The organism is Pseudomonas fitomaticsae (assembly GCF_021018765.1).
Taxonomy (GTDB): domain Bacteria; phylum Pseudomonadota; class Gammaproteobacteria; order Pseudomonadales; family Pseudomonadaceae; genus Aquipseudomonas; species Aquipseudomonas fitomaticsae.
On the sequence record NZ_CP075567.1, the window covers coordinates 294002 to 318394 of the forward strand.

Annotated in this window: 25 protein-coding genes; 8 read left to right on the top strand and 17 right to left on the bottom strand. The window is 61.1% G+C overall.

What is annotated here, in order from left to right:
- Positions 1 to 6: 6 nt before the first annotated feature.
- Both ctaD and coxB read right to left on the bottom strand, forming a co-directional pair.
- Positions 7 to 1599, bottom strand: a complete 1593-nt coding sequence (ctaD, locus tag KJY40_RS01360; RefSeq protein WP_230734531.1) for a cytochrome c oxidase subunit I — start codon at positions 1597 to 1599, stop codon at positions 7 to 9.
- Between the two features lie 82 nt (positions 1600 to 1681).
- Positions 1682 to 2809, bottom strand: coding sequence for a cytochrome c oxidase subunit II (coxB, locus tag KJY40_RS01365; protein ID WP_102718512.1), 1128 nt, complete (start codon positions 2807 to 2809; stop codon positions 1682 to 1684).
- Positions 2810 to 3178: 369 nt separating this feature from the next.
- Here coxB and KJY40_RS01370 point away from each other — a divergent pair, with 369 nt between their 5' ends.
- Positions 3179 to 3811 carry a hypothetical protein gene (locus KJY40_RS01370; protein ID WP_129973324.1) on the top strand — a complete coding sequence of 211 codons (633 nt, stop codon included), beginning with the start codon at positions 3179 to 3181 and terminating at the stop codon, positions 3809 to 3811.
- A gap of 51 nt (positions 3812 to 3862) precedes the next feature.
- On the opposite strand, the gene KJY40_RS01375 is transcribed toward KJY40_RS01370, so the two are convergent.
- From KJY40_RS01375 to KJY40_RS01400, 6 genes are all read right to left on the bottom strand, one after another.
- Positions 3863 to 5389 (bottom strand): SulP family inorganic anion transporter, encoded by a 1527-nt coding sequence (locus KJY40_RS01375; protein WP_230734533.1) that lies wholly within the window; start codon positions 5387 to 5389, stop codon positions 3863 to 3865.
- 90 nt (positions 5390 to 5479) lie between these two features.
- Positions 5480 to 6211, bottom strand: coding sequence for a carbonic anhydrase (locus tag KJY40_RS01380; protein WP_127796512.1), 732 nt, complete (start codon positions 6209 to 6211; stop codon positions 5480 to 5482).
- A gap of 238 nt (positions 6212 to 6449) precedes the next feature.
- On the bottom strand, positions 6450 to 7508 hold the full coding sequence (locus KJY40_RS01385; protein ID WP_230734535.1) for a PA0069 family radical SAM protein: 1059 nt from the start codon (positions 7506 to 7508) through the stop codon (positions 6450 to 6452).
- A 74-nt stretch (positions 7509 to 7582) separates the two neighbouring features.
- Positions 7583 to 8884 (bottom strand): c-type cytochrome, encoded by a 1302-nt coding sequence (locus KJY40_RS01390; protein WP_230734537.1) that lies wholly within the window; start codon positions 8882 to 8884, stop codon positions 7583 to 7585.
- Positions 8885 to 8896: 12 nt separating this feature from the next.
- Positions 8897 to 10681 (bottom strand): GMC family oxidoreductase, encoded by a 1785-nt coding sequence (locus KJY40_RS01395; RefSeq protein ID WP_230734539.1) that lies wholly within the window; start codon positions 10679 to 10681, stop codon positions 8897 to 8899.
- 2 nt (positions 10682 to 10683) lie between these two features.
- On the bottom strand, positions 10684 to 11430 hold the full coding sequence (locus tag KJY40_RS01400; protein WP_230734541.1) for a gluconate 2-dehydrogenase subunit 3 family protein: 747 nt from the start codon (positions 11428 to 11430) through the stop codon (positions 10684 to 10686).
- Between the two features lie 297 nt (positions 11431 to 11727).
- Here KJY40_RS01400 and KJY40_RS01405 point away from each other — a divergent pair, with 297 nt between their 5' ends.
- A complete protein-coding gene (locus KJY40_RS01405; RefSeq protein ID WP_230734543.1) occupies positions 11728 to 12372 on the top strand; it encodes a phosphatase domain-containing protein in 645 nt (214 codons plus the stop codon).
- On the opposite strand, the gene KJY40_RS01410 is transcribed toward KJY40_RS01405, so the two are convergent.
- The 3 genes from KJY40_RS01410 to prlC form a co-directional block, all read right to left on the bottom strand.
- Entirely contained in the window at positions 12359 to 14401 is a 2043-nt protein-coding gene (locus tag KJY40_RS01410) for a M3 family metallopeptidase (protein WP_230734546.1), read from the bottom strand. The genes KJY40_RS01405 and KJY40_RS01410 overlap by 14 nt on opposite strands.
- A 112-nt stretch (positions 14402 to 14513) precedes the next feature.
- The gene (locus tag KJY40_RS01415; protein ID WP_007953955.1) at positions 14514 to 14804 is read right to left on the bottom strand and encodes a YheV family putative zinc ribbon protein; all 291 of its coding nucleotides are present in this window, start codon (positions 14802 to 14804) and stop codon (positions 14514 to 14516) included.
- On the bottom strand, positions 14801 to 16852 hold the full coding sequence (gene prlC, locus KJY40_RS01420; RefSeq protein WP_230734548.1) for an oligopeptidase A: 2052 nt from the start codon (positions 16850 to 16852) through the stop codon (positions 14801 to 14803). The genes KJY40_RS01415 and prlC overlap by 4 nt, the downstream gene beginning before the upstream one ends.
- An 89-nt stretch (positions 16853 to 16941) precedes the next feature.
- Here prlC and KJY40_RS01425 point away from each other — a divergent pair, with 89 nt between their 5' ends.
- On the top strand, positions 16942 to 17487 hold the full coding sequence (locus tag KJY40_RS01425; RefSeq protein WP_064379538.1) for a gamma carbonic anhydrase family protein: 546 nt from the start codon (positions 16942 to 16944) through the stop codon (positions 17485 to 17487).
- 28 nt (positions 17488 to 17515) lie between these two features.
- Positions 17516 to 18166 carry an HAD family hydrolase gene (locus KJY40_RS01430; protein ID WP_230734550.1) on the top strand — a complete coding sequence of 217 codons (651 nt, stop codon included), beginning with the start codon at positions 17516 to 17518 and terminating at the stop codon, positions 18164 to 18166.
- Between the two features lie 102 nt (positions 18167 to 18268).
- Here KJY40_RS01430 and KJY40_RS01435 read toward each other — a convergent pair whose 3' ends face one another.
- Positions 18269 to 19351, bottom strand: a complete 1083-nt coding sequence (locus KJY40_RS01435; RefSeq protein ID WP_230734552.1) for an aminopeptidase — start codon at positions 19349 to 19351, stop codon at positions 18269 to 18271.
- 58 nt (positions 19352 to 19409) lie between these two features.
- Here KJY40_RS01435 and KJY40_RS01440 point away from each other — a divergent pair, with 58 nt between their 5' ends.
- Together KJY40_RS01440 and KJY40_RS01445 are read left to right on the top strand one after the other, a co-directional pair.
- Complete coding sequence (locus KJY40_RS01440; RefSeq protein WP_230734554.1) at positions 19410 to 19832, top strand: PA0061/PA0062 family lipoprotein; 423 nt, start codon at positions 19410 to 19412, stop codon at positions 19830 to 19832.
- A 40-nt stretch (positions 19833 to 19872) separates the two neighbouring features.
- Positions 19873 to 20292, top strand: coding sequence for a PA0061/PA0062 family lipoprotein (locus tag KJY40_RS01445; RefSeq protein WP_230734556.1), 420 nt, complete (start codon positions 19873 to 19875; stop codon positions 20290 to 20292).
- Positions 20293 to 20298: 6 nt separating this feature from the next.
- Here the strand turns inward: KJY40_RS01445 and KJY40_RS01450 are convergent, their stop codons facing one another.
- Positions 20299 to 20538, bottom strand: a complete 240-nt coding sequence (locus tag KJY40_RS01450; RefSeq protein ID WP_007953935.1) for a DUF1161 domain-containing protein — start codon at positions 20536 to 20538, stop codon at positions 20299 to 20301.
- A gap of 103 nt (positions 20539 to 20641) precedes the next feature.
- Entirely contained in the window at positions 20642 to 21073 is a 432-nt protein-coding gene (locus KJY40_RS01455) for an OsmC family protein (RefSeq protein WP_007953923.1), read from the bottom strand.
- A gap of 243 nt (positions 21074 to 21316) precedes the next feature.
- On the opposite strand from KJY40_RS01455, the gene KJY40_RS01460 reads away from it, so the two are divergent.
- The gene (locus KJY40_RS01460; RefSeq protein WP_065260633.1) at positions 21317 to 22318 is read left to right on the top strand and encodes an LLM class flavin-dependent oxidoreductase; all 1002 of its coding nucleotides are present in this window, start codon (positions 21317 to 21319) and stop codon (positions 22316 to 22318) included.
- A 57-nt stretch (positions 22319 to 22375) separates the two neighbouring features.
- Here the strand turns inward: KJY40_RS01460 and KJY40_RS01465 are convergent, their stop codons facing one another.
- Together KJY40_RS01465 and KJY40_RS01470 are read right to left on the bottom strand one after the other, a co-directional pair.
- Positions 22376 to 22600: a DUF1161 domain-containing protein gene (locus KJY40_RS01465; protein WP_085748065.1), complete on the bottom strand. Its 225-nt coding sequence runs from the start codon at positions 22598 to 22600 to the stop codon at positions 22376 to 22378.
- Between the two features lie 127 nt (positions 22601 to 22727).
- Complete coding sequence (locus KJY40_RS01470) at positions 22728 to 22943, bottom strand: dodecin (RefSeq protein WP_007953919.1); 216 nt, start codon at positions 22941 to 22943, stop codon at positions 22728 to 22730.
- A gap of 156 nt (positions 22944 to 23099) precedes the next feature.
- Between KJY40_RS01470 and KJY40_RS01475 the strand changes: the two genes are divergently transcribed.
- Entirely contained in the window at positions 23100 to 23426 is a 327-nt protein-coding gene (locus KJY40_RS01475; protein WP_007953918.1) for a DUF883 family protein, read from the top strand.
- Here KJY40_RS01475 and KJY40_RS01480 read toward each other — a convergent pair.
- On the bottom strand, positions 23399 to 24316 hold the full coding sequence (locus tag KJY40_RS01480; protein WP_230734558.1) for a LysR family transcriptional regulator: 918 nt from the start codon (positions 24314 to 24316) through the stop codon (positions 23399 to 23401). The two genes, KJY40_RS01475 and KJY40_RS01480, sit on opposite strands and share 28 nt — an antisense overlap.
- Positions 24317 to 24393: the final 77 nt, after the last annotated feature.

Below are 24393 nucleotides of genomic sequence, written 5' to 3' on the forward strand. Positions count from 1 at the left end.
CAGGGTTCATTTCACTTCCGGCGGCGTGGTGAAGGTGTGATACGGCGCCGGTGACGGCACGCTCCATTCCAGACCTTCGGCGCCATCCCACGGTTTGGCCGGTGCCGGCTCGCCGCCACGGATGGTCTTGATCACGATGAACAGGAAGAAAATCTGCGTGGCACCGAACATGAACGCGCCGATCGACGACACCATGTTGAAGTCGGCGAATTGCAGGTTGTAGTCCGGAATCCGCCGGGGCATGCCCGCCAGACCCACGAAGTGCATCGGGAAGAACGTCAGGTTCATGCCGACGAAGGACAACCAGAAGTGCAGCTTGCCCAGGGTTTCGTCGTACATGTGGCCGGTCCATTTCGGCAGCCAGTAATAGGCCGACGCGAAGATCCCGAAGATCGCCCCCGGCACCAGTACGTAGTGGAAGTGCGCGACCACGAAGTAGGTGTCCTGGTACTGGAAGTCCGCCGGGGCGATGGCCAGCATCAGCCCGGAGAAACCGCCGATCGAGAACAGGATCACGAACGCCACGGCAAACAGCATCGGCGTCTCGAAGGTCATCGAGCCTTGCCACATGGTGCTGGCCCAGTTGAACACCTTCACCCCGGTCGGCACCGCGATCAGCATCGTCGCGTACATGAAGAACAACTCGCCCACCAGCGGGATGCCCACCACGAACATGTGGTGCGCCCAGACGATGAACGACAGGAACGCGATGCTCGCCGTGGCGTAGACCATCGAGGTGTAGCCGAACAGCGGCTTGCGCGAGAAGGTCGGGATGATCTGGCTGACGGCACCGAAGGCCGGCAGGATCATGATGTACACCTCGGGGTGGCCGAAGAACCAGAACACATGCTGGAACAGCACCGGGTCACCGCCACCGGCGGCACTGAAGAAGCTGGTGCCGAAGTGGATGTCCATCAGCATCATCGTCACGCACCCGGCCAGCACCGGCATCACCGCGATCAGCAGGAACGCGGTGATCAGCCAGGTCCAGACGAACAGCGGCATTTTCATCAGGGTCATGCCGGGGGCGCGCAGGTTGAGGATGGTGGCGATAACGTTGATCGCGCCCATGATCGAACTGATCCCCATCAGGTGGATGGCGAAGATGAAGAACGTCACGCTTTCCGGCGCATAGGTGGTGGACAGCGGTGCGTAGAACGTCCAGCCGAAGTTCGGCCCGCCACCGGCGGTGAACAGGGTCGAGACCAGCAGCAGGAACGCCGCCGGCAGCAGCCAGAAGCTGAAGTTGTTCATCCGCGGCAGGGCCATGTCCGGCGCGCCGACCATCAATGGGATCATCCAGTTGGCGAGGCCGACGAACGCTGGCATCACCGCCCCGAATACCATCACCAGACCATGCATGGTGGTCATCTGGTTGAAGAATTCCGGCTGCACGATCTGCAGGCCGGGCTGGAACAGCTCGGCGCGGATCACCATGGCGAACGAGCCGCCGAGCAGGAACATGCAGAACGCAAACCACAGGTACAGCGTGCCGATGTCCTTGTGGTTGGTGGTCAGCACCCAGCGCATCAGGCCTTTGGCGGGGCCGTGGGCGTGGTCGTGCTCGGCATGACCGTGGTCATCGATGACAGCGCTCATGGCCGGTCTCCTTCAAGTGAGTGGACTGGGCAGGCCGGGACGCAGGGCCCCGACCGGTTCACGAAGTACGCAATAGACCGGCTCATTTGCTTTCCGCCTGTTTCAGCTCCAGCACTTCTTTTGGCGTGACCATGTCGCCCTTGTTGTTGCCCCAGGCGTTACGTTCGTAGGTCACGACCGCTGCGATATCGACTTCCGACAGCTGCTTGCCGAACGCCGCCATGGCGGTGCCGGGCTTGCCGTGGAAGACAATGCTCAGGTGCGCGTCTTTCGGACCGGTGGCGATTTTCGAGCCCTTGAGGGCCGGGAACATCGGCGGCAGGCCCTGGCCTTCGGCCTGGTGACAGGCGACGCAGGTGGTGTGGTAGATCTTGTCGCCACGTTCCTTGAGTTCGTCGAGGGTCCATTCCTTGCTGGTCAGCTCCTTGAGCTGCAATGCTTCGGCCTTGCGCTCGGCGAGCCATTTTTCGTAGTCGGCCTTCTCCTTGACGTCGACCACGATCGGCATGAAGCCGTGGTCCTTGCCGCACAGTTCGGCGCACTGGCCACGGTAGAGGCCGGGCTTGTCGATGCGGGTCCAGGCCTCGTTGACGAACCCGGGAATCGCATCGCGCTTGACCGCGAAGGCCGGCACCCACCAGGAGTGGATCACGTCGGCGGAGGTCACGAGGAAGCGCACCTTGGCGCCGGTCGGCAGCACCAATGGCTTGTCGACCTCGAGCAGGTAGTGCTCGCCCTTGGCTTCCTTGTTGTGGATCTGCTCGGCGGGCGTGGCCAGGTTGCTGAAGAACTCGACGTCCTGGCCCAGGTATTTGTAGTGCCACTTCCACTGATAACCGGTGATCTGGATATCGATATCCGGCTCACTGGTGTCGTACATCTTGATCAGGGTCGCGGTCGCCGGAACGGCCATCGCCACCAGGATCAGCAGCGGTACGACGGTCCAGAGAATTTCGACGGTGGTGCTTTCGTGGAATTTTGCGGCGACCTGCCCGGTAGAACGGCGGTGCACCATCATCGACCAGAACATGGCGCCGAAGACGATGATCCCGATCACCACACAGATCCAGAAAATGGTCATGTGCAGGTCGAATACTGCGTGACTGATTTCAGTCGCTCCAGGCGCCATATTCACAGTCCAGGCAGCTTGCACCGGGCTGAAAATCGACCACAACAGGAGGCCCATCCAGACGTGTGGATGTCGCATCATTGCGGGTTCCCCTTATCGTTCTTGTTATCCCGCCGGCTTTCGCCTGCGGCAAGGGATCGGCTGCATCAGACTACGAACTTGAATCGCCGGGCCTTGCTGCGGGTGCAGTCGGGCGTCATCAGCTAACTCCATTCACTGGCGAGTATAGACAGCGGCTGAAAAATGCAATGTGAGGACGTAAATCGAATGAAACAGCTGGCACTTGCGTTCCAGGGCACGAATGGAGAAGGATGCAGACGAGTGGTGGCAAACCGATATAACGCCGTTGCATCAAGGATGAAATAATTATGACAAATGCGTCTTAGCATTTTTCGTAAGCCAGCTAAGTTATGTCTTCCCTATTTCATTGCCTTGTTTCCTGGAGTTTTCATGAACACCGCCGCATTGCGCGAGCAGATCCACATAGCCCGACAACACGAGATTGAAACCGGAAAGCTGACCCGTCAGCTGGAAGCCCAACTGCAACACCTGCACCCGGCCATCCAGTTGCCGGAAACCGACGCCAACGGCGTGCTGACGCGTTTTGTCGCCGCCTACATCGATGAAGTGCCAGACCTGCTGGATGCAGCCAATGAAGTCGCCAGGGAAGCGGGAATCGAGTCACAGATCAAACCGGTGCTGAAAATCGCCGAGCAGTACTTTCTCCAGCCACCTGTGGGCCTGGACAGTCTGCTGGACGAAGCCTATCTGGCGCACCGTTTTGTCGAAGAGGTCAACGACCTGTACATCAAGCATTTCGGCCAGCCACTGATCCCCTTGGACATGACGGTCGCCAATCTGATTGCTCACCAGTTGATCGGTGAGGAATTTGCCAACCAACTCGACGAAGTGGTGCATCACGCGGTGGACAGCATGCTCGACGACGACAGCTTTGCGCTGGAGTCGGTTGAAGCCTACCGCGAGAAACTCAGCAGCCCGGACACCGGTGCGGCGTGGAAACGCTGGCCGTGCATGAGTCGCCGTCTGGGCGTGGGCCTGGAGCTGGATCAGCCTGCGGCTTGATCTCGGCGCAAACGATTGGGGGAACAGATTGCTCTGTTCCCCCAAATGTTTTCAGCCCGCCGCACCGATCCCGGTAGTGGTACGGATCCGCCCCTCGAGCCGTCGCTTCAACCCGCGCGACTCGATCAACAGTTTCGCCCCCTTGGCCGCATTCGCCCGACCCCACTCTTCGAGCAGTTCCAGACACGAATGGTCGATGTAGCTCAGGTTATTGAGCGGCACATGCACCGTTGTGCCCGGCGGAATGCTGCCCAGCACCTGCGTCAGTGCCGGCACTTTGAGGAACGTTGCCGCGCCCACCAGACGCAACTCCATTTCCCCGTCCTGCGGCAGGTCGATCAGGCTGATTTTCAGGCGCGAGGCCTTGAACGCCAGCTTCACCAGAGTCAGGCCGAAACCGATCAGCACGCCGGTCAACAGGTCGGTGAAGATGATCGCCAGCGCCGTGGCGGCGTAGGTGAACATCGGCATCCGGCCATATCGGCCCAGACCACGGAACGCCTTGAGATCCACCAGTTTGAAACCGGTGTAGACCAGAACGCCCGCCAGACTCGCCACCGGAATGCTCTGCAACACGCTCGACAGCAACAGCACGAACGCCAGCAGCCACAGGCCATGGAAAATTGTCGAGTAGCGCGTGGTGGCGCCCGCCTGGACGTTGGCCGAACTGCGCACGATCACCCCGGTCATCGGCAGCGCGCCGACCAGACCGCAGAGCATATTACCGACACCTTGCGCCGACAGCTCACGGTCGAAATCCGAACGCGGGCCGCTGTGCATGCGATCCACCGCGGCGGCAGACAGCAGGGTTTCGGCGCTGGCGATGAAGGCTACGGCGAACGCGGCGATCAGCAGCGTCGGGTCAGCCAGGCTGAGCAGGTCCGCCGGTTTCAGCCAGTCGATGGCTTCGGCCAGATTCGCCGGCACTTCAACCCGCTTCACTTGCAGCGCCAGCAGCAGGCTGGCGCCTGTCGCCAACCCGACACCGAGCAACGCGCCGGGAATGAAGCGCAGCGAATGCGGGCGGAATTTCTCCCACAGCCACATCACGGCGATGGTTGCGAGCCCGAGCAACCCGGCCTGCCACCCAAAGGACGGCAAGGCCTGCGCCACCGCGCCGGGGAATGCCGTCAGATTGTCCAGACCAGAGGGCTTGGGCGAAGCGTCGAGCATCACATGCACTTGCGACAGCACGATCAGCACGCCAATCCCCGCGAGCATGCCGTACACCACCGCTGGCGCCGTGACCCGGAACCAGCAACCGAGCTTCAGCCGTCCGGCCACCAGTTGCAGGAAACCGGCGAGCAGCAGGATCGGCCCGAGCATTTCGATGCCGTGCTGGCGCACCAGCTCGAACACCAGCACCGCCAGACCCGCCGCCGGCCCGCTGACCTGCAACGGCGAACCCGCCAGCCAGCCCACCACCAGACCGCCGATAATCCCGGTGATCAGGCCTTTGGCCGGCGGCAGCCCTGACGCAATGGCAATGCCCATGCACAGCGGCAGGGCAACCAGAAACACAACCACTGAAGCAAGCAGCTCCCGTGGCAACACAGCTTTCAATTGAGCCGCACGCATGGCGATACTCCCGAAGTTTTCTTCAGGCGTGGCGAGGCCTGGCCGCTGAAACAGCGGCCGGCGTCAAACCACACAGATTTTTAGGAGGATTCAGAAGCGCGCTTTGGGCGTCGCCACCGGGATCGGATGGCTGCCGTCGAGCGGCAGGAAGCAACCCTGATCCGCGTCGTAAGCTTTGATTTCGCTGGTTTCGATGTTGTAGACCCAGCCATGGATGAACAGATGACCGTTCGCCATGCGCGAGGCTACCGAAGGATGGGTACGCAAGTGCTGCAGTTGGGCGATGACGTTTTCCTCGGTGAGGATCGGCATGCTTTCTTTTTCGTCGGTGCAGTTGCAGTTGTCATGCACCATGGTTTTCGCGACTTCGGCGTGGCGCAGCCAGGCTTTGACCGTCGGCATTTTTTCCAGGCTGTCCGGGTTGAGCACCGCACGCATGGCGCCGCAATCGGAGTGGCCGCAGATGATGATGTGCTGCACGCCAAGGGCCAGTACCGCGTATTCGATGGCGGTGGAAACGCCGCCGTTCATCTGGCCGTAGGGTGGCACCACGTTGCCGACGTTACGGGTCACGAACAGATCGCCGGGAGAACTCTGGGTAATCAGTTCGGGCACGATGCGCGAGTCGGCGCAGGTGATGAACATCGCCCGTGGCGACTGGGCCGTGGCGAGTTTCTTGAAGAGTTCTTCCTGCTGCGGAAAGACCTCATGATGAAAATGCAAAAAGCCGTCAACGATATGCTTCAACGCTGCATCGGCGGATTCCGCCACAGGGGCGGCTTGCGCCGACGCAGCCAACGGCTGTTTATCCTTGTCACTCATGATTCATCCTCATTGGCGGATTCGGGGAGTCGTTCCCGTGTATTCCGGTGTGAAGCCAGTGGCTGTTTAGAACATCCGGGCCATCCCGACCCGTCAGTCACTCGATGAACAAGGTAACCGCCGAAACTTAACTCAAACTGAATCAAGCGCTCTAGAACGTGTGTTCCAGGTCACAAAAAACGTGACCGGCGTAAACCGGGTCAAGCATTCCTTCCTCTCAACCATAGGCCAATTGTCCCTAAATCAGCGCCATCTGGCGACCCGGCGGACAGAAGGCCGTGCAGTCGAGGTTGAAGCCTTCGCGATGATTGAGCCCCAGGCGCTTTAACGCTTTGGCGAAGCGCTGGGCGAGCAGGTCGGCGAACGGCCCTTCACCGCGCATCCGGGCACCGAAACGGCTGTCGTACAGCTCGCCGCCACGGCTCTGGCGGATCAGGCTCAGTACATGGGCGGCGCGCTGCGGGTAGTGCGCTTCAAGCCATTCCTCGAACAGCGGCGCTACTTCCAGCGGCAGGCGCAGCATCATGTAGGCCGCGCTTTGGGCGCCGGCCGCGTGAGCTTCGGTCAGCAGGCTTTCGATTTCGCTGTCGTTGATCATCGGAATCATCGGCGAACACAACACACCGACCGGAATCCCCGCCTCGCGCATGACCCGGATCGCCCGCAACCGGGCCTTGGGCGCGGCGGCGCGGGGTTCGAGGATGCGTTTGAGTTCGTCGTCCAGGGTGGTGAGGCTGATCATCACCGCCACCAGCCGTTGCTGCGCCAGTTCGGTAAGAAGATCGAGATCGCGCAGGATCAGCGAGCCCTTGGTGACGATGGTCACCGGGTGCCGATAGCGCAGCAGCACTTCGAGGGTCTGGCGGGTGATCCGGTGTTCGCGTTCGATCGGCTGATAGGGATCGGTGTTGGAGCCGAGGTTGATCGGCGCGCATTGATAGCCTTTTTTCCCCATCTGCTCCTCCAGCAACTGGGCGGCGTTGGTCTTGGCGATCAGCTTCGTTTCGAAATCCAGCCCCGGCGACATGTCCCAATAGGCGTGGCTCGGCCGTGCGTAGCAATAGATGCAGCCATGCTCGCAGCCGCGATAGGGGTTGATCGAACGGTCGAAGGGCAGGTCCGGCGAGGTGTTGCGGGTGATGATGGTCTTCGCGGTTTCGAAGCTGACTTCGGTGCCCTGGGTCAAAGGCACTTCCTGAAACCAGCCGTCATCCTCGGCCACCGAACGACTCGGCGCGAAACGGTTGTGCGGGTTGGCGGCGGTACCGCGACCGCGCGGAGGAAGAGGGATGGACATGGCAGTGCCTCGATACTGTGTGTATATACAGTATCGAGGCGCTGTGGATCTGACTAGTGCCGTTGGGCGAACAGTCAGTTGTGCTGTGTCACCTGGCCAAGGTCATCGTTCGAGGTTTGCTTCATATCGTCCTTGCGCAGCTCGGCGACATCAGCGGCCTTGACTGGAGCGCCCTTGTTACCCCAACTGCCACGAATAAAGCTCACGACATCCGCCACTTCCTGATCCGACAGACGCCAAGCGAAACCCGGCATGGTAAAGGTGGACGGTGCCGTGTGCGTCGCAGGCAGGGTGCCACCCTTGAGCACGATGTGAATCAGCGAGGTCGGGTCGTCCGATTGCAACACCGGATTGCCTGCCAGTGCCGGGAACACCCGGGTGTAGCCATGGCCGTCGGTGCGGTGGCAGGCGGCGCAGTTGTCGATGTACACCGACGCACCACGCTGGCTGTCGTCACCGTTCCACAAGGCCTTGGCGGCTTTCTCGTCGTACTGGTGCGGCTGGTCGGCAGGATCATTGGCCGGCAACGATTTCAGGTAACGGGCAATCGCGGTCAGGTCGGCGTCGGTCATGTACTGCATGCTGTGGGTGACCACGTCGCTCATGCCGCCGAACACCGCGCTGCGGTCGCTGCGACCGGTCTTGAGAAACTGCACCAGTTGCTCTTCGCTCCAGCTGCCGAGACCGTCCTTGTGGTCGCCGCGCAGGTTTTTGGCGATCCAGCCTTCCAGCGGCACACTGCCTGACAGAAAACTGCTGCCTTCGGCCGCGCTGAGGGATTTTTCCTGCATGGTCAGGGCTCGCGGCGTGTGGCAGGCGCCGCAATGTCCGAGGCCTTCCACCAGATACGCCCCACGGCTGACAACGGCATCGTCCGACGCGGGTTTGTAGTCCTCGACCTTCGGCGCGAACAGCCAGCGCCAGCCCATGAGCGGCCAGCGCATGCTCAGTGGCCACGGGATGTCGCTGGCCTTGTTCTCTTGCGTCACTGGTTCCACGCCGTGCATGAAGTAGGCGTAGAGCGCCTGCATGTCGGATTCGCTGACGCGGGCGTAGGACGGGTACGGCATCGCCGGGTACAAGGTACTGCCATTTTTGGCCACGCCATGCCGCACGGCCTGGTCGAAGTCCTCGAAACTGTAGTCACCGACGCCGGTTTTATCCGGGGTGATGTTGGTCGAGTAGATCGTGCCGATCGGGGTTTCCATCGGCAGGCCGCCGGCGAACGGCTTGCCGTCCTTGGCCGTGTGGCAGGCCACGCAGTCACCGGCGCGGGCGAGGTATTCGCCTTGTTTGATCAAGGATCGATCAACTTCGGCGCCGTGAACGGCAGTGCTGCCGAGCAGCGCCAGGGTCGCGATAACGAGAGTCTTCATGGTCATCGCTCCTTAAGCCTGAACCAGCGGGCCGGGGTTTTTCAGGTATTGCTCGCGGATCGCTTTTGCCGACCAGTAGGTCAGCGCGGCAACCAGGCCGGTCGGGTTGTAACCCAGGCCTTGCGGGAATGCCGAGGCGCCCGGAACGAACACGTTGTGCACGTCCCAGCTCTGCAAGTAGCGGTTCAGCGCGCTGGTCTTCGGATCGGTGCCCATGATCGCGCCACCATTGAGGTGGGTGGTCTGGTACGACGCGGTGTTGAAGTGGTCGCCGACTTTCTTGCCGATCACGGCGATGGCTTTCGGGCCCATGGCCTCTGCAATCTTGCCCATTTTCTCGACCATGAAACGGTTCATCTTGATGTCGTTTTCCTGCCAGTCGAACGTCATCCGCAGCAGCGGCATGCCGTAGGCATCGCGGTACACCGGGTCCAGATCGAGGTAGTTGCCACGGTAGGACTGATGCGCGCCGTGGGCGTCCATCGACACCTGGTGGGTGTAGTAATCGGCGGTCGCGCGTTTCCACGCACTGCCCCAGGCCGGAGTGCCCGGCGGGTTGGAGGTGCCGGCGATCGGTCGGCTGCCGGCCTGGTTGACCCACATCGGCGAGCCACCGACGAAGCCATGCGGTCCGTGGTCGAAGTTGTCGGCGTTGAAATCATCCACCGCGACACCGTTGCCGCCGGCACCGATGAAGTTGTTGGTGTGGGTGTCCTTGTCGAAGAACGCCTTGATGGTGGCCATGTTCTGGTAGGCGAAGTTGCGCCCGACCACACCCTCACCGGTGACCGGGTCGTAGGGTTTGCCGATGCCGGAGAGCAGCATCAGGCGCACGTTGTGCAACTGGAACGCGCCGAGGATTACCAGATCCGCCGGTTGCTCGATCTCGCGACCCTGTCCGTCGATGTAGGTGACGCCGGTGGCTTTGGTTTTCGTGCTGTCGAGGTTGACCCGCAGCACATGAGCGTTAGGCCGCAGTTCGAAATTCGGCAGCGGCTTCAGCGCCGGCAGAATGTTCACGTTCGGCGACGCCTTGGAATACATGTAGCAAACATAACCGCTGCAGAAACCGCAGAAGTTGCACGGGCCCATCTGCGCGCCGTAAGGGTTGGTGTACGGCCCTGAAGTATTTGCGGAAGGCAGGTTGTAGGGCTTGTAACCCACCTCCGTAGCCGCTTTGCCGAACAGCTGTGCGGAAACCGTGTTCTTCTGCGCTTCCAGCGGGAACGGGTTCGAGCGATCCGCTGCGTACGGGTTGCCGCCCTTGCCCTGGCCGACCAGTTGGCCTTTCACGGTCCAGGCCTGGCCGGAGGTGCCGAAGACTTTTTCGGCGAAGTCGAAGAACGGTTCCAGCTCTTCGTAGCTGACGCCGAAGTCCTGGATGGTCATGTCCTTGGGGATGAAGCTTTTGCCGTAGCGCTCTTCGTAGTGGCTGCGCATGCGCAACTCGATCGGGTCGACCCGAAAGTGCACGCCCGACCAGTGCAGCCCGGCGCCGCCTACGCCATTGCCCGGCAGGAACGCGCCCAGTTGGCGATTCGGCAGGGCGATGTCGTTGACGCTGTGGCGGATGGTGACGGTTTCTTTGGAAACGTCCTGGAAGAGTTTTTTCCGCACGCTGTAGGTGAGTTCGTCGATCACCTGGGGATAGTTGCCGTCCGGGTAGGTGTCCTGCATCGGCCCGCGTTCCAGCGCCAGCACGTTGAGCCCGGCTTCGGTCAGTTCCTTGGCCATGATCGCGCCCGTCCAGCCGAAACCGACGATCACTGCGTCGACCTTCTTCATTACCGTTGCCATGCTCACGCCCTCTCGCCGCGAATCGAAACTGCCGGGAAGGGGTACTGCTCGTTGCGTTCCACCCAATCCATGAAATCGGCGCGGGCGCCGGGGAAGCCGATCATGGTCCAGCCGACCATGCCTTTGTTGCCGCCGTGGATCGGGTCGCAGAAGAACCCTTCCTTGGTGTTTTGCAGCAGCAGACTGAAGAAAATCTTCGCCGGAACCGCGTCGAATTGGGGTTTTCCGGCTTCAAGCTGCTTGAGCAAATCGTCTCGGGTAGCGCTGTCTTGCTCGGCAAATGTTTTACCGTTGATGGATTTTGCCCACTGATCCGTGGCGGCAATGCCGAGGCGATAGATCTCTTTTGGCACCAGTTTGCTCTGCCAGCCCATCTCCGGCGCGGCGTCGGCGTTGAACGGGCCCTGCATGTACCAAAGGGCACCGGCGGCGTACGGGGTGTTCATCTGACGATCGATGTATTCCGGTACGCCGGCCTCCAGAGCCCCTGGACCCTGCGCATCGTTGGGAATCAATTGCGCGACGGCGGCATTGATGAACGCCCACTCTTCGGCGGTGAAGTAGCTCGGCTGATAAGTGCTGGCTGCAACGGCGGCCGATTTTGCCGGGGCTGTGGCAGGCGCGCTTTCGGGCGCTGCTTGCAGCACCGTGCTGCCGAGTCCGCTGCCGGCCAGAGTCACGACCGGAATCAGGGTCAGGGATTTGCGCAAAAACTCACGGCGCGGGTTGTCTCGATCTTCATCAGACATGGGGATGCACCTCATCAGGCATTGATGGTTGTCAGCCGTTTCTGTGAACGGCTCAAGATTTTTCTGGCTGCAACGTGGCCGGAATGACCCGGAAAGGGGGGACGCGTCTGCAACATGATGTGACAAATGGTAGCAGGCTAAGCAACAAGATGAACCGATTCAGCCCAAAAAAGACCGCTTTTCAACCAAGGGAACCGGTGTCTTCACGATTCTTTTACAAGCGCCTCACGGGGATTTGACTGCGTGGCTCGCAAGCTGCGGCCTTCACTGACGAAACCCACACGGTCAACGTAAAGCATGTTCCTGACGCGTTATTCCTCCGCCTTCTGTTTGTCGCTACTTGCCCTGTTCAGCTGGATTCCCGCCCGGGCTGCGCAAGCCCCGGCTCCTCGTCCCGTCGAGTGGGCACAACCGGTAGAAGTGCAATACAACCTGTTCCAGATGTCGCCCACGCTGTACCGCAGCGCGCTCCCCGATGACGGTGCGGTACCGTTGCTGAACAACCTGAAGGTGGCCACGGTCATCAACTTCCTGCCGGAAGCGGACTCCAGTTGGCTGAAAGCCCCCGGTATCCATCAGGTGCAGTTGCCCTATCGCACCAATCACGTGGACGACAGTGATGTGCTCAAGACCCTGCGTGCCATCCAGTCCGCCGAAGCCGACGGCCCGGTGTTGATGCACTGCAAGCACGGTTCCGATCGCACCGGCCTGATGGCGGCGATGTACCGGATCGTCGTGCAGGGCTGGAGCAAGGAAGACGCTCTGAATGAAATGACTCAGGGCGGCTTTGGTGAGAGTGGTCACTTCCGGGACAGCGTGCGCTACGTGATGCAGGCCGATGTCGACAAATTGCGCATCGCGCTGGCCAATGGCGATTGCAGCACCAGCGCGTTTGCGACGTGCTCGATGAAGAGCTGGTTTCAGACGGTCAATCTGAAGTAACTCGTCCGGCCTCTCCGTCAACGAGGCCGGCGGCCGGCCGGCCGATGAACGCTTCCACCGCGTCCAGCAACGGACGCCCCGCCCCCGGCGCAAAGAACGTTGCACGAAACTCACAGCCGGTTTTTGCGTTGAACACCCAGTCGCGGCTGAAGCGCTTGAACGCTTCCTGAGCCAGCACGCCCGACCAGACGTAGGCGTAAACCGAGGCGTCGTACTGGGTCACCATGTAGTCGAAACCATTGGCGAACCGGTGATCGTCCGGCAGATGCAGATGACCCAGGCTGCGGTGTACATCGTTGCAAACCTCCTCGACCGAGCGCCCATCGCCGTGGCTCAGGTGCAGTTCGAAGTCGATCATCGCCCCCATCAGCAACAAGGCCTGTTGCCGGCTGGAGTGGGATTGAGTGGCTGACAGTGCCGCGTCGACCCGTCCGGCGCTAAGGCGTTCGCCGGTTTGAAAATGCGCGCCGAGCCACAGCACAAACTCCCGCGACAAACACCACTGCTCGAACAACTGCCCGGAAAACTCAGCCGCTTCATGGCCCAGTTGCTGGATGCCGGACAGACTGTAATGGGGCGAGCACGTCAGCACATGTTGCAGGCAATGGCCAAACTCATGAAACAGCACCCGCAGATCGTCGATTTCGAGCCGGCACGGATGGGTGTCGGTGGCGGGTGTGAAATTGCTGTAGAGCAGGGCAATCGGCAGCGCCGGGCGGCCTTCGGCGTTGATCCGGCGATTGCGCAGTGTGGAGGTGCCGGGGAAATCTGCAGCGCCATCGCGGTGAAACGGGTCGAGGTAGATGTAGCCGATGACCTGCTCATGTTCGCTGACTTCCAGCAGGCGCACATCATCGTGCCAGTGCACACCGCCGGACCGCTCGACGATGCGGATCCCGAACATTCGCTCGCAGAACAGAAAGAGCCTGCGCAGGGTGTCCTCGAGCGGGAAGTAATCCCGCAGGTTTTCAAGCGCACAGGGAAACTGCTGCTGGCGCCATTGTTCGGCGAGGAAGTCCTCATCCCACGGCTGGACCCGGTCGATCCCGCATTGCTGCGCGAAGGTCGCCAGTTGTTCTGCATCCTGCGCGAGGGCAGGTGCCAGCTGCGCCGCCTGACCCTGGAGAAAACCGCTGACCCATGCCGTCGTCGCGGCGCTGTTTTTGGCCAGGCTCAGTTGCGCGGCGTTTTCATGGCCGAGCAAACGGGCTTTCTGCTGGCGCAGGGCGAGCAGCTTCTTCAGCACCGGGCCGTTATCGAAGCGGCCGGCCAGGGGCCCCTGATCGGAGGCGCGGGTCATGTAGGCAATACAGCACTCCTCCCGCAAGGCGCGGTTCTCGGCGTACTTGAGGATGTGCTGGCAGGTGTTCTGGTCCAGGCGGATCAGCCAGCCGTCATGCCCGGCCTCGCGTGCGGCAAGTGCGAGTCGATCCTTCATCGCCGGCGACAGGCCCGCAAGCAGCGCAATATCGTCAACACGTTTGCTCCACGCCTCGGCCCAGCGCTCGAGGTTGTCCAGAAACGCGAACTCCAACCCGCCGATCTCGCGGTTCAACCGCGCTAGTTCCTGCTGTTGCGCGGTGGGAAGCTCAATGCCCGACTGCTTGAATCGGCGCAGAATCCGCGTCAGTGCGATGTTGCGCGATTCATCGAAACTGCAGGCGATCGAGCTCTGCGCCAAACGCCGGTAAGCCTCGTACAACGGGCGGTTTCGGGCTTTTTCGGAGCGATACTGATTGATTGCCAGAAGCGCCTTGGCGCTTTCCACGAGCCAAATGGCATCGTCGGACCTGACCATCGACAACGTTTCGAGAATCGAGCGGACTTCTTCGAGGCGGGCATCGGCCTCATCGATGCTCAACACCAGATCATCCCAGCCGGGATGTTCGGTCTGACTGGCGATTATCTGGGCGATGATGCGTCGATTGTCGGCAATGATGCCGTTGACGGCCGGCAGCAGATGCTCGGCGTGAATCGCTGGCCACGGTGGCAGCGTCCAGTGTTGCAGGAGGGGATTGGTGTCGGGCATGGCCGCTTCCTTCGAGGCGTGGCGTAAAGGGCCAGCCTAAGAAGCAAGTGCAGGGGACAGGTGTTAAGCCAATACCACCTTCCACCGACGAATCGGGGAAGGTGGTTGAGGATCAGTGCTGCTCGTCAGGCTTTTTCTTCAGTTTCGGATTCGGGAAGAACTGCACCGCCTGAACCGTTTTGTCCGGTGCAGGCTTGAGCGCGCTGGTGTTGACCCGCGTGCCCAGTTCCTTCGGCACCGACAGCCCTTGGGCATTGAGCGTATCGCTGTAGCCGCACGCCACGCATTCGCGGTGCGGGACATCGTCCTCGCTCCACATCATCAGTTTGTCCGGCTCGCTGCACGCCGGGCAGACCGCCCCGGCGATAAAGCGTTTTTTGGTCTTCACGGGTGCCTCACTCATGCTGCCGCGTCCTCACTCAGGCCGCTGTGGCGCAAGAGTGCGTCAATCGACGGCTCACGGCCACGGAAGTCGACGAACAGCACCATCGGCGCCTGCGAGCCGCCGCGAGCCAGGATCGCTTCGCGGAAAGCGCGACCGGTGTCGGCATTCAGCACGCCGTCTTCTTCGAACTTGGAGAAGGCATCTGCCGACAGCACTTCCGCCCACTTGTAGCTGTAGTAACCCGCCGCGTAACCGCCGGCGAAGATGTGCGCGAAGCTGTTCGGGAAGCGGTTGTAGGCCGGAGGACGCATCACCGAGACTTCGTTGCGCACGCCTTCGAGCACCTGCGCGACGCTGCGACCGTCACCGTGGGTGGCGTGCAGTTCGAAGTCGAACAGCGAGAACTCCAGCTGACGCACCATCATCAGGCCGGACTGGAAGTTCTTCGCCGCGAGCATTTTTTCCAGCAGATCCTGCGGCAGCGGCTCGCCGGATTCGTAGTGACCGGAAATCAGCGCGAGGCCTTCCGGCTCCCAGCACCAGTTTTCCATGAACTGGCTCGGCAGCTCGACCGCGTCCCACGCCACGCCGTTGATGCCGGACACGCCGGCATGCTCGACGCGGGTCAGCAGGTGATGCAGGCCGTGGCCGAATTCGTGGAACAGGGTGGTCACTTCATCGTGAGTCAGCAGCGCAGGCTTGCCGCTGTCGGCCGGGGTGAAGTTGCACACCAGGTTGGCCACCGGGCTTTGCAGCACGCCGTCGACGGTGCGGCGACGGTCGCGGGCGCCGTCCATCCAGGCACCGCCGCGCTTGTTGGCGCGGGCGTAGAGGTCGAAGAAGAAGCGGCCGACGTGCTGGCCGTTTTCCTTGATCTCGAACAGGCGAACGTCCGGGTGCCAGGTGTCGAAGCCTTTCAGTTCGGCGATTTCGATGCCGTACAGACGCTGAACGATGGCGAACAGGCCGCCCAGTACTTTGTCGATCGGGAAGTAGGCGCGCAGGGTTTCCTGGGCGACGCTGTAGCGTTGTTCACGGAGTTTTTCACCGTAGAAACCGCTGTCCCAGCTTTGCAGATCGGCGCAGCCCTGTTCAGCCGCGTAAGCCTTGAGCTGTTGCAGATCCTGGGCGGCGAACGGTTTGCTGCGCTTGGCCAGGTCGCGCAGGAAGCTCAGCACCTGATCGCTGGATTCGGCCATCTTGGTGGCCAGGCTCAGTTCGGAGAAGCTGGAGAAACCGAGCAGTTTGGCCAGTTCCTGACGCAGGTCGAGGATTTCGTCCATGACCGGGCCGTTGTCGTTCTGGCCGGCGTTCGGGCCTTGATCCGACGCACGGGTGCAGTAGGCGGCGTAGACTTCTTCGCGCAGCGCACGGTCCTGGGCGTAGGTCATCACCGCGTAGTAGCTCGGGAATTCCAGGGTGATCAACCAGCCATCGAGGCCTTTGGCCTGTGCGGCAGCAGCCATCTGCGCCTTGGCCGAATCGGTCAGGCCGGCGAGGGCGGCTTCGTCGGTCAGGTGCTTGGTCCAGGCCTGGGTGGCGTCGAGCAACTGGTTGGAGAAGCGGCTGCCCAACTCGGACAGCTTGCTCTGGACTTCGGCGTAGCGCTTCTGTTCGGCTTCCGGCAGGTCGATACCCGACAGGCGGAAATCGCGCAGGGCATGTTCCAGAATGGTTTTCTGCGCCACGTCGAAACCGGCGGCTTCCGGGCTGTTGGCCAGGGCTTCATAGGCCTGGAACAGTTCGCGATTCTGGCCCATCTCGGTGGAATAGGCGCTCAATGCCGGCAGGCATGACTCGTAGGCTTCACGCAGCTCGGCGCTGTTGCACACGGCATTGAGGTGGCTGACCGGGCTCCAGGCAGCGCCCAGGCGATCATTGAGTTCGTCCATCGCCAGCACCAGCCCGGCCCAGGTCGGGTTCTGGCCCTGGGTCTTGAGGATTTCGGCAATGGCGGCGCGGTTGTCGGCCAGGATGGTTTCGATGGCCGGCTGCACGTGTTCGGCACGGATCGCGGAGAACGGCGGCAGGTCGTAGGACTGCAGAAGAGGGTTGTTCACGCTCACGGTTGGCACCTTGGCTGGAAGAAACATGCGCCCATCTTAATTACAATCGACACCCACCGCAGCTATCGGCGACAGAGAGAGAACTAATCGTGTCCCTTCGCAAGTACCAGAATCACACCCCACGCTTGAGCCAGGGCGCTTTTGTCGACGGCTCCGCGGTGGTGATCGGCGACGTCGAAATCGGCGAAGACAGCTCCGTGTGGCCGCTGACCGTGATCCGCGGCGACATGCACCGCATCCGCATCGGCGCGCGCACCAGCGTGCAGGATGGTTGTGTGTTGCACATCACCCACGCCGGTCCGTTCAACCCGGACGGCTTCCCGCTGCTGATCGGCGATGACGTGACCATCGCCCACAAGGTCATGCTGCATGGCTGCACCGTCGGCAGCCGTGTATTGATCGGCATGGGCAGCATCGTCATGGACGGCGCGGTAGTCGAGGACGACGTGATCATCGGCGCCGGCAGCCTGGTGCCACCGGGCAAGCGCCTGGAAAGCGGTTTTCTGTACGTTGGCAGCCCGGTGAAACAGGTTCGTCCGCTGACCGACAAGGAAAACGCTTTTTTCACCTACAGCGCGGCGAACTACGTGAAGCTCAAGGACCTGCATCTGGCCGAAGGCTACGACCAGCTCTGACTTTTCTTTCTATTGCCCGGGATTTTTCATGCATTACCAGACCGTACTGTTCGACCTCGATGGCACCCTCACCGATCCGCGTGAGGGCATCACCCGCTCCATCCAGTTCGCCTTGAGCAAACTCGGCATCGACGAGCCGGACCTGACCAGACTGGAACACTTCATCGGCCCGCCGCTGTTGCAGGCATTTATGCAGTTTTATGGTTTTGATGAAGCGAAGGCGTGGGAGGCGGTGAATTTCTACCGCGAGCGCTTCAAGGTCACCGGCCTGTATGAGAACCGGGTGTTCGAAGGTGTCACGCCGTTGCTGGAAACCCTGAGCGGCCAAGGCCGTCAGCTGTATATCGCGACGTCGAAGCCGTGGGTGTTCGCTCGGGAAATCGCCCGGCACTTTGATTTCGCCAGACACTTCAAGGTGATCTACGGCAGCGAACTGGACGGCACCCGCACCAACAAGGTCGAGCTGATTGCCCACCTGATGGCCGAAGAAGGGCTGGATCCGGCCAATACGCTGATGATCGGTGACCGCAAGCATGACCTGATCGGAGCTCGCAGCAACGGTCTGGATGCTGCGGCTGTTGGTTATGGGTTTGGCAGTTTTGAAGAGTTGAATGCCGAGGCGCCGGCTTATCACTTCGAGACTTTGGATCAGTTGCATCAGGCATTTTTGCAGCGCTGATCAGATAGCCTTCGCGAGCAAGCCCGCTCCCACATTGGGTCTGTGTTCAACACAAAAACAATGTGGGAGCGGGCTTGCTCGCGAAGAGGCCCTTTCAGCCACTCAGACTTTCGAATCTACCAACGCTTTCAGCGCCGCTTTGCGCTCAGTTACTGGCAACTCACCCAACCTCTCCACCTCCGCATAAAACCTCAGCCAATCCCCACCGACCTGCCCGAACAACGCCGCAAACGCCGGCACCCATTGGGCATACAGCCCGAACGGCAACAGCCGTGCGTTGTTCAACGGCGCATTGACCCAGGCGTCATAGCGTTTGTCGCCGGCCCACTGGCCATCGCGCATCGCTCGATAATCCTGTCGAAACCGTTCGAACTCCGCCGCCTTGCGCTCGCGCATCTGCGCTGTCGCCAGCGGCTGTGCATAGAGTTTTTCAAGGCGTGAGCGGGTATCGAGGATCAACTGAATGAATTGATCGCGCTGCTTCAGTTTCGAGTCGTTTTCCGGGGGCAAGCCACGAAACGCTCGCCACTGCCGAGTGCCTTCCTGTTCCACAAAGGTGGCGAAGGACTCGTTGAACTCGGTGTCGTCCTTCACATAGAAACGCTGGTGGGCCAGCTCATGGAAGATCAGGGTCGTCAGACGTTCGTCGCCCCAGCCCATCATCGAATTGAGGATCGGGTCATTGAACCAGCCCAAGGTCGAATAGGCCTCGACGCCGCCGATCGACACGTCCATACCTTGCAGGCGCTGAATCGCGGCTTCACCCCGCGCCGCGCTCTGGCTGTAATAGCCGCGATAGGCCACGCAACCGGCAATCGGGAAGCAATGGTTCTGCGGGCTCAGGGAAAATTCCGGGGTGGCGAACACATTCCACACGACAAACGGCCGACCGATGTCGGCATAGAGGCGATAGCTTTGGTTGTCCGGCAGGTGCAGGTGTTCGCTGGCAAAGGCTCGGGCCTTCTGGGATTGGGCGAGGTGAGTGCGCAATTTGGCGTCGCGAGCCGGGTCGGCGATCACCTTGGCCACCGGCTCCCGTGCCCGCAAAAGCTGCAGCTGACCGCTGGCCAGCTGGCTGTAATAGCTCAGGCTTGAGCAACCGTTGAGCAACAAAATCATCACACCCGGAAACAAAACCCGCAAAACGCGATCAAGTAACCCATGGCTTGGAAGCGGCCTGATCAAAATAAGAAATCCCCCCGGAAAGTCTGCCCAAGACTATCCCGCCCATTGGAGCTCCGCTATGCGCATGTTGATACTGACGGGAAGCGTGCTGACGCTGGCCGGTTGTGCCGGATTCGGAATGCCGACCCCTGACCCCTCGCAGGCCTGGATCGATCTGGATGCCCGGCAACAGGACACGGCGTTGCAGGCGCTGGAGGTCGACAACAAGGCGGCCGTCGATCATCGTTACTTCGAAGTGCAGCCCGGCAGCCATGAGCTGACGGTGCGTTATCAATTCCCGGTCGAGGCGACCAACATCGGCCCGGATGCCGAGCCGCTGTGGCGGGATTGTCAGTTGAACGTGAAATTCAAGGATTTCAACGCTGGCCAGCGTTATCAGTTGCAGGCGGGAAACATCGGCTTCCGCCCATGGGCCAAACTTTACGATCAACAGCGCAACGTGGTGGGCCAGGGCACGCCGGCGGGCTGCCAGCGAACCTGATCGGCGTTATGCTGGATGTCCGAACTCACGGACATCCATCATGCGCACGTTGATGCTGTTGCTGGTCGCAGGCGTACTCGCCGGTTGCCAGACACCGTTGCCCCCCGTCGACCCGAACATGGCCTGGGTCGAATTCTCTACGCCAACCCCCGGCGGGAAACTGCTTATGGCCGAGCGTCTCGACAACAGGCGGCTGACTGACGGGCGTTTCTTCCAGGTCAGCCCCGGCAGCCACGAGCTGCGTGTGCGCTTCGACTTTGAAGTCTTCGGCGGAGGCGGCAGCCTGCTGACCGGTCCCGTTGAGCGGCTGTGCTATCTGACCATCCGCTACGATCATTTCGAGGCGGGCCAGCGTTACTTGCTCGAAGGCCGTTCGCTGGCGTTTACCCCGAGTGCCCGCCTGTACAACGACAAGCGGGAAATCGTTGCCGAAGACCGCGAGGTCAACTGCATCATCTGAGGCGTATCAGCGGTCGTTCTTCTGATAGATGATGGCTTTGGTGCCGTTGTCGCAGGTGCCGACGATCATGGCGATGTCGTGTTTTTCAGCCTCTTCCTTGGAGACTATCTCCAGGGTGTAGGAGGGCACCGCGTTCGCCTGAATCTTGATTTCGATCTCTTGCTTGAGTTCTTCGCAGTCTTTGGGCGCTGCGAAGGCCGACGTTGCCAGCACGCCACAGATAACCGCCAAGGCAAAACGTTTCATGGTTGAAGCTCCATCGAAGCAGCGCGCACGAAGATGCGCGAAAGCTGCTGTCATTTATTCGACCACATTTTTGCCTGGCGGGTTCTGATCCGGCTCAATCGCGTCAGCCAACCAGCGACGCGTCGAGACTGATCTTCGCATTCAGCACCTTGGACACCGGGCAACCTTCCTTGGCCTTGTTGCTCAGCTCTTCGAACTGCGCCTGGGTCGCTCCCGGAATTTTTGCCTTGAGGATCAGTTTCACTGCGGTGATCGCAAAGCCGCCATCCACCTGATCCAGCGTGACCTCGGCCTGGGTGTCGATGCTGTCGGCCTTGAGCCCGGCGTCACCGAGAATCATCGAGAACGCCATGGAGAAACAGCCCGCATGGGCGGCGCCGATCAGTTCTTCCGGATTGGTGCCCTTGCCGCCCTCGAAGCGCGCCTTGAAGCCGTAGGGCGCTTCACGCAGGACGCCGGTTTCGGTGGAAATCGAGCCGATGCCGGTTTTCAGGTCACCTTCCCAATGCGCGGATGCCTTCTTCACGATAGCCATGTGTACCTCCTTCAATTCGGGCGCGAAACGCCGCGCCGTCGTGGTTTTTGCCTGCAAGGCTTCTGAGGATAGACGCCGGAACAAAGTTCAGCCCAAGTGAATCGTTGACTTTTTTAGTAGGAAATTTCGGATCGGCTATTGAAACTCGGGTATATGCCCTTATTGCACAGAACACGCTTTTGAATTGGGCAGGTTTGCGTTCGCCAAGAACAAACCTGCACCCTCAATCGGAGATGCAGGTCTATGAAGCAACTGTCCGACGTAAAGTTTTCCACCCTCGATCTGGTGCCGGTGCGCGAGAACGGCAGCCCGGCCCAGTCGCTGCGCAACTCGCTGGATCTGGCGCAGCACGTCGAGAAGTTCGGCTACACGCGGTTCTGGGTCGCTGAGCACCACAACATGGACGGCATCGCCAGTTCTGCCACCTCGGTGTTGCTGGGCTACCTGGCCGGCGGCACGTCGACCATCCGGGTCGGCTCCGGTGGCGTGATGCTGCCCAACCACGCGCCGCTGGTGATCGCCGAGCAGTTCGGCACTCTTGAAAGCCTGTATCCGGGACGGATCGATCTCGGCCTGGGCCGTGCGCCGGGTTCCGATCAGATGACCGCCCGTGCCTTGCGCCGTGAGCGCTCCGGCAGTGCCGATGACTTCCCCGAGGACGTGGCAGAGCTGGTGCGCTTCCTCGGCCCGCGCACCCCGGATCAGCGCGTGATCGCGATGCCGGGCACCGGCACCAATGTGCCGATCTGGCTGTTGGGTTCCAGTCTGTTCAGTGCGCAACTGGCCGGTGAGCGCGGTTTGCCCTACGCCTTCGCCTCGCATTTCGCACCGCGCTTCATGCACGAGGCGATTCGCGTCTATCGCAATCACTTCAAGCCATCGGCAGTGCTCGACAAACCGTACGTGATGCTCGGCGTGCCGCTGGTGGCGGCCGATACCGATGAGCAGGCCGATTACCTGGCAACGTCGGTGTACCAGCGAATCCTCGCGCTGATGCGTGGGCAAAGTCTGGTGCAGCGTCCGCCGGTGAAAACCATGGATGGCTTGTGGTTGCCCCATGAACGTGAGGCGGTGGGTGATTTCCTCGGTCTGGCGATGGTCGGCAGTCCGCAGAAAATCCGCGCGAAACTCGAAGTGCTGATCGAACAGACCCAGGCGGATGAACTGATCTTCACCTGCGACCTGTATGAACACGCCGATCGCCTGCATTCCTACGAGCTGCTGGCGCAGGTGATGAAGGGCTGAGCCCGATAGCCCAAAAAAAGCCGACGCATTGCGTCGGCTTTTGTTTTTCAGACTGGATCAGCCGCGGGTATAAACGATCTCTTTGGCACCGCCTTCGCAGGTACCGACGACTTTGCCGCCACTGGCTGCACCCTTGTCGACAATCTCCAGCGAATACCCGGAAACGCCCTTGGCATCCAGCTTGGCCGCAATTTCAGCCTTCAGTTCTTCACAGGGCTTGCCGGCAGCAAACGCACCACCCGCAAGGCTCAACAAACCTACCGCCAACATGAACTTCTTCATCGGTTGCACTCCCTGGTCGGATTAAAAAGGCGGGCATCGAGCCGTTCGCTCGATGCGCTCACCTTGTAGCGCTTTGCCATTCCTATGGCACTCGGCCAGCGCGCAAGTTCAGAAGCGTAGACCAAACTCAGCTGCTGGCAATCCGGAACCCGACTTTCAGGGTCACTTGAAAGTGCGCCGCCTTGCCGTCCTTGATGTGGCCCCGGGTTTCGGTCACTTCAAACCATTCCAGATGCTTGATGCTCTTGTTGGCCTCGGCCAACGCATTGTTGATGGCGTCTTCGATGCTGCTGGTGGACGAACCGACCAGCTCGACTTTCTTGTAGGTGTGATGGTCACTCATGGCGTTCTCCTTGAAGTGTGCAATTGAGCCTAGCAGCGATTTGCCTTGTTGATTTCGGCGATCCGGGCGAGGGGAAGTTCAGATTTTCTGCACTTTCCAGAACCCGTGAAGTCCCAAACAACACACGCCACTCATCACCAATGCAGGAGAGCCACCATGGCCAACACCTCGTTACGCAAAGCCTCGTTGCAAAGCATGGAAGCGGAGATCGAGAGTCTGCTCAAGTCGTTGGAAAGCCTGAAGGACGACGCTTCGGACGAGTCGCGCAAGACCCTCAAGGCGCTCAAGGGCAACGCTGAAAGCGCGCTGAAACACTCGCGCAGCCTGCTCAGCGATGCCTATGAAGAAGTCAAAGTGAAAACCCGCGAGACCGGGATCGCCACCCGCGATTACGCGCAGGAACATCCGTGGACGACCGCCGGTGTCGCGGTCGGTGCGCTGGGTCTGCTGGCCGCTTACTTGCTGTTCAAGCGCGGCGAATGATCCGCCTGGCGCAGCTCGTTCCTGAGCCACTGCGCCAATTGCCGGGCGCGCCCGTCTGCGGCGCGCTTTGGTAGCCACAACGCCAGTTGCGCCGGGGTTTCACTGAAACCCCACGGCGCGACCAGGCGACCGGCCTTCAAGTCTTCGGTCACCAGCGGTTCCGGCGCGATCGCCACGCCCAGTCCGGCGACGGCCGCTTCCAGCAAGTAATACAAATGCTCGAAACCTTGCCCCAGCTTCAACGCCCTGGCGTCGAGGCCACTTTGCTGCGCCCAGCTCGGCCAGGCTTGCGGGCGTGAAGTCGTGTGCAGCAAGGGTTCGTCGAGCAGGGCAATGGGCGGTGCCGATTGCAGGCGCTTGTAGCCGCTGAACAGCGGGCTCATGACCGGGCCGATGCGCTCGCTGGCCAGCTCATAGACTTGCATGTCTGCGGGCCATGGCGGTTCGGCGAACAGCAGCAATGCATCCAACCCCGGGCGTCGAGGATCGAGATCGCCTTCCCCGGCCGACAGGTGCAGACGCAAGTCCGGCAGATCGGCATTCAGCCTTCCCAGTCGCGGAATGAACCAGCGCGCCAGCAAGCTGCCGGAGCAACCGAGCACGAACGGTGCATCGGCGGTGCTTTGGGTCAGTTCGGCGCAAACGCTGCGCAAGCGGTCGAACGCCTCGCCGCTGGCATCGCGCAGACGGATGCCGGCATCTGTGAGTTTCAGGCCACGACCGTCCTTGACGAAAAGACTGACGCCGAGATGCTCTTCCAGCACCTTGAGCTGGCGGCTGACCGCACCGTGGGTGACGTGCAGTTGCTCCGCTGCCTGGCTGACGCTGCTCAGGCGGGCGGTGGCTTCGAAGGCGCGCAGGGCGTTCAGCGGGGGAAGGTCATGGCTCATGATATCTGTGAGTTTTCCTGACAGGTTGTGGCGATCTTATCGGTTTTCAGCCTGGAAGGTCAGGGGTAGAGTGAACG

What these genes read in the sequence shown, in the direction of transcription:
- ctaD (WP_230734531.1), bottom strand. Translation starts at nt 1,599, where the DNA reads ATGAGCGCTGTCATCGATGACCACGGTCATGCCGAGCACGACCACGCC.
- coxB (WP_102718512.1), bottom strand. Translation starts at nt 2,809, where the DNA reads ATGATGCGACATCCACACGTCTGGATGGGCCTCCTGTTGTGGTCGATT.
- KJY40_RS01370 (WP_129973324.1), top strand. Translation starts at nt 3,179, where the DNA reads ATGAACACCGCCGCATTGCGCGAGCAGATCCACATAGCCCGACAACAC.
- KJY40_RS01375 (WP_230734533.1), bottom strand. Translation starts at nt 5,389, where the DNA reads ATGCGTGCGGCTCAATTGAAAGCTGTGTTGCCACGGGAGCTGCTTGCT.
- KJY40_RS01380 (WP_127796512.1), bottom strand. Translation starts at nt 6,211, where the DNA reads ATGAGTGACAAGGATAAACAGCCGTTGGCTGCGTCGGCGCAAGCCGCC.
- KJY40_RS01385 (WP_230734535.1), bottom strand. Translation starts at nt 7,508, where the DNA reads ATGTCCATCCCTCTTCCTCCGCGCGGTCGCGGTACCGCCGCCAACCCG.
- KJY40_RS01390 (WP_230734537.1), bottom strand. Translation starts at nt 8,884, where the DNA reads ATGAAGACTCTCGTTATCGCGACCCTGGCGCTGCTCGGCAGCACTGCC.
- KJY40_RS01395 (WP_230734539.1), bottom strand. Translation starts at nt 10,681, where the DNA reads ATGGCAACGGTAATGAAGAAGGTCGACGCAGTGATCGTCGGTTTCGGC.
- KJY40_RS01400 (WP_230734541.1), bottom strand. Translation starts at nt 11,430, where the DNA reads ATGTCTGATGAAGATCGAGACAACCCGCGCCGTGAGTTTTTGCGCAAA.
- KJY40_RS01405 (WP_230734543.1), top strand. Translation starts at nt 11,728, where the DNA reads ATGTTCCTGACGCGTTATTCCTCCGCCTTCTGTTTGTCGCTACTTGCC.
- KJY40_RS01410 (WP_230734546.1), bottom strand. Translation starts at nt 14,401, where the DNA reads ATGCCCGACACCAATCCCCTCCTGCAACACTGGACGCTGCCACCGTGG.
- KJY40_RS01415 (WP_007953955.1), bottom strand. Translation starts at nt 14,804, where the DNA reads ATGAGTGAGGCACCCGTGAAGACCAAAAAACGCTTTATCGCCGGGGCG.
- KJY40_RS01430 (WP_230734550.1), top strand. Translation starts at nt 17,516, where the DNA reads ATGCATTACCAGACCGTACTGTTCGACCTCGATGGCACCCTCACCGAT.
- KJY40_RS01440 (WP_230734554.1), top strand. Translation starts at nt 19,410, where the DNA reads ATGCGCATGTTGATACTGACGGGAAGCGTGCTGACGCTGGCCGGTTGT.
- KJY40_RS01445 (WP_230734556.1), top strand. Translation starts at nt 19,873, where the DNA reads ATGCGCACGTTGATGCTGTTGCTGGTCGCAGGCGTACTCGCCGGTTGC.
- KJY40_RS01450 (WP_007953935.1), bottom strand. Translation starts at nt 20,538, where the DNA reads ATGAAACGTTTTGCCTTGGCGGTTATCTGTGGCGTGCTGGCAACGTCG.
- KJY40_RS01455 (WP_007953923.1), bottom strand. Translation starts at nt 21,073, where the DNA reads ATGGCTATCGTGAAGAAGGCATCCGCGCATTGGGAAGGTGACCTGAAA.
- KJY40_RS01460 (WP_065260633.1), top strand. Translation starts at nt 21,317, where the DNA reads ATGAAGCAACTGTCCGACGTAAAGTTTTCCACCCTCGATCTGGTGCCG.
- KJY40_RS01465 (WP_085748065.1), bottom strand. Translation starts at nt 22,600, where the DNA reads ATGAAGAAGTTCATGTTGGCGGTAGGTTTGTTGAGCCTTGCGGGTGGT.
- KJY40_RS01470 (WP_007953919.1), bottom strand. Translation starts at nt 22,943, where the DNA reads ATGAGTGACCATCACACCTACAAGAAAGTCGAGCTGGTCGGTTCGTCC.
- KJY40_RS01475 (WP_007953918.1), top strand. Translation starts at nt 23,100, where the DNA reads ATGGCCAACACCTCGTTACGCAAAGCCTCGTTGCAAAGCATGGAAGCG.
- KJY40_RS01480 (WP_230734558.1), bottom strand. Translation starts at nt 24,316, where the DNA reads ATGAGCCATGACCTTCCCCCGCTGAACGCCCTGCGCGCCTTCGAAGCC.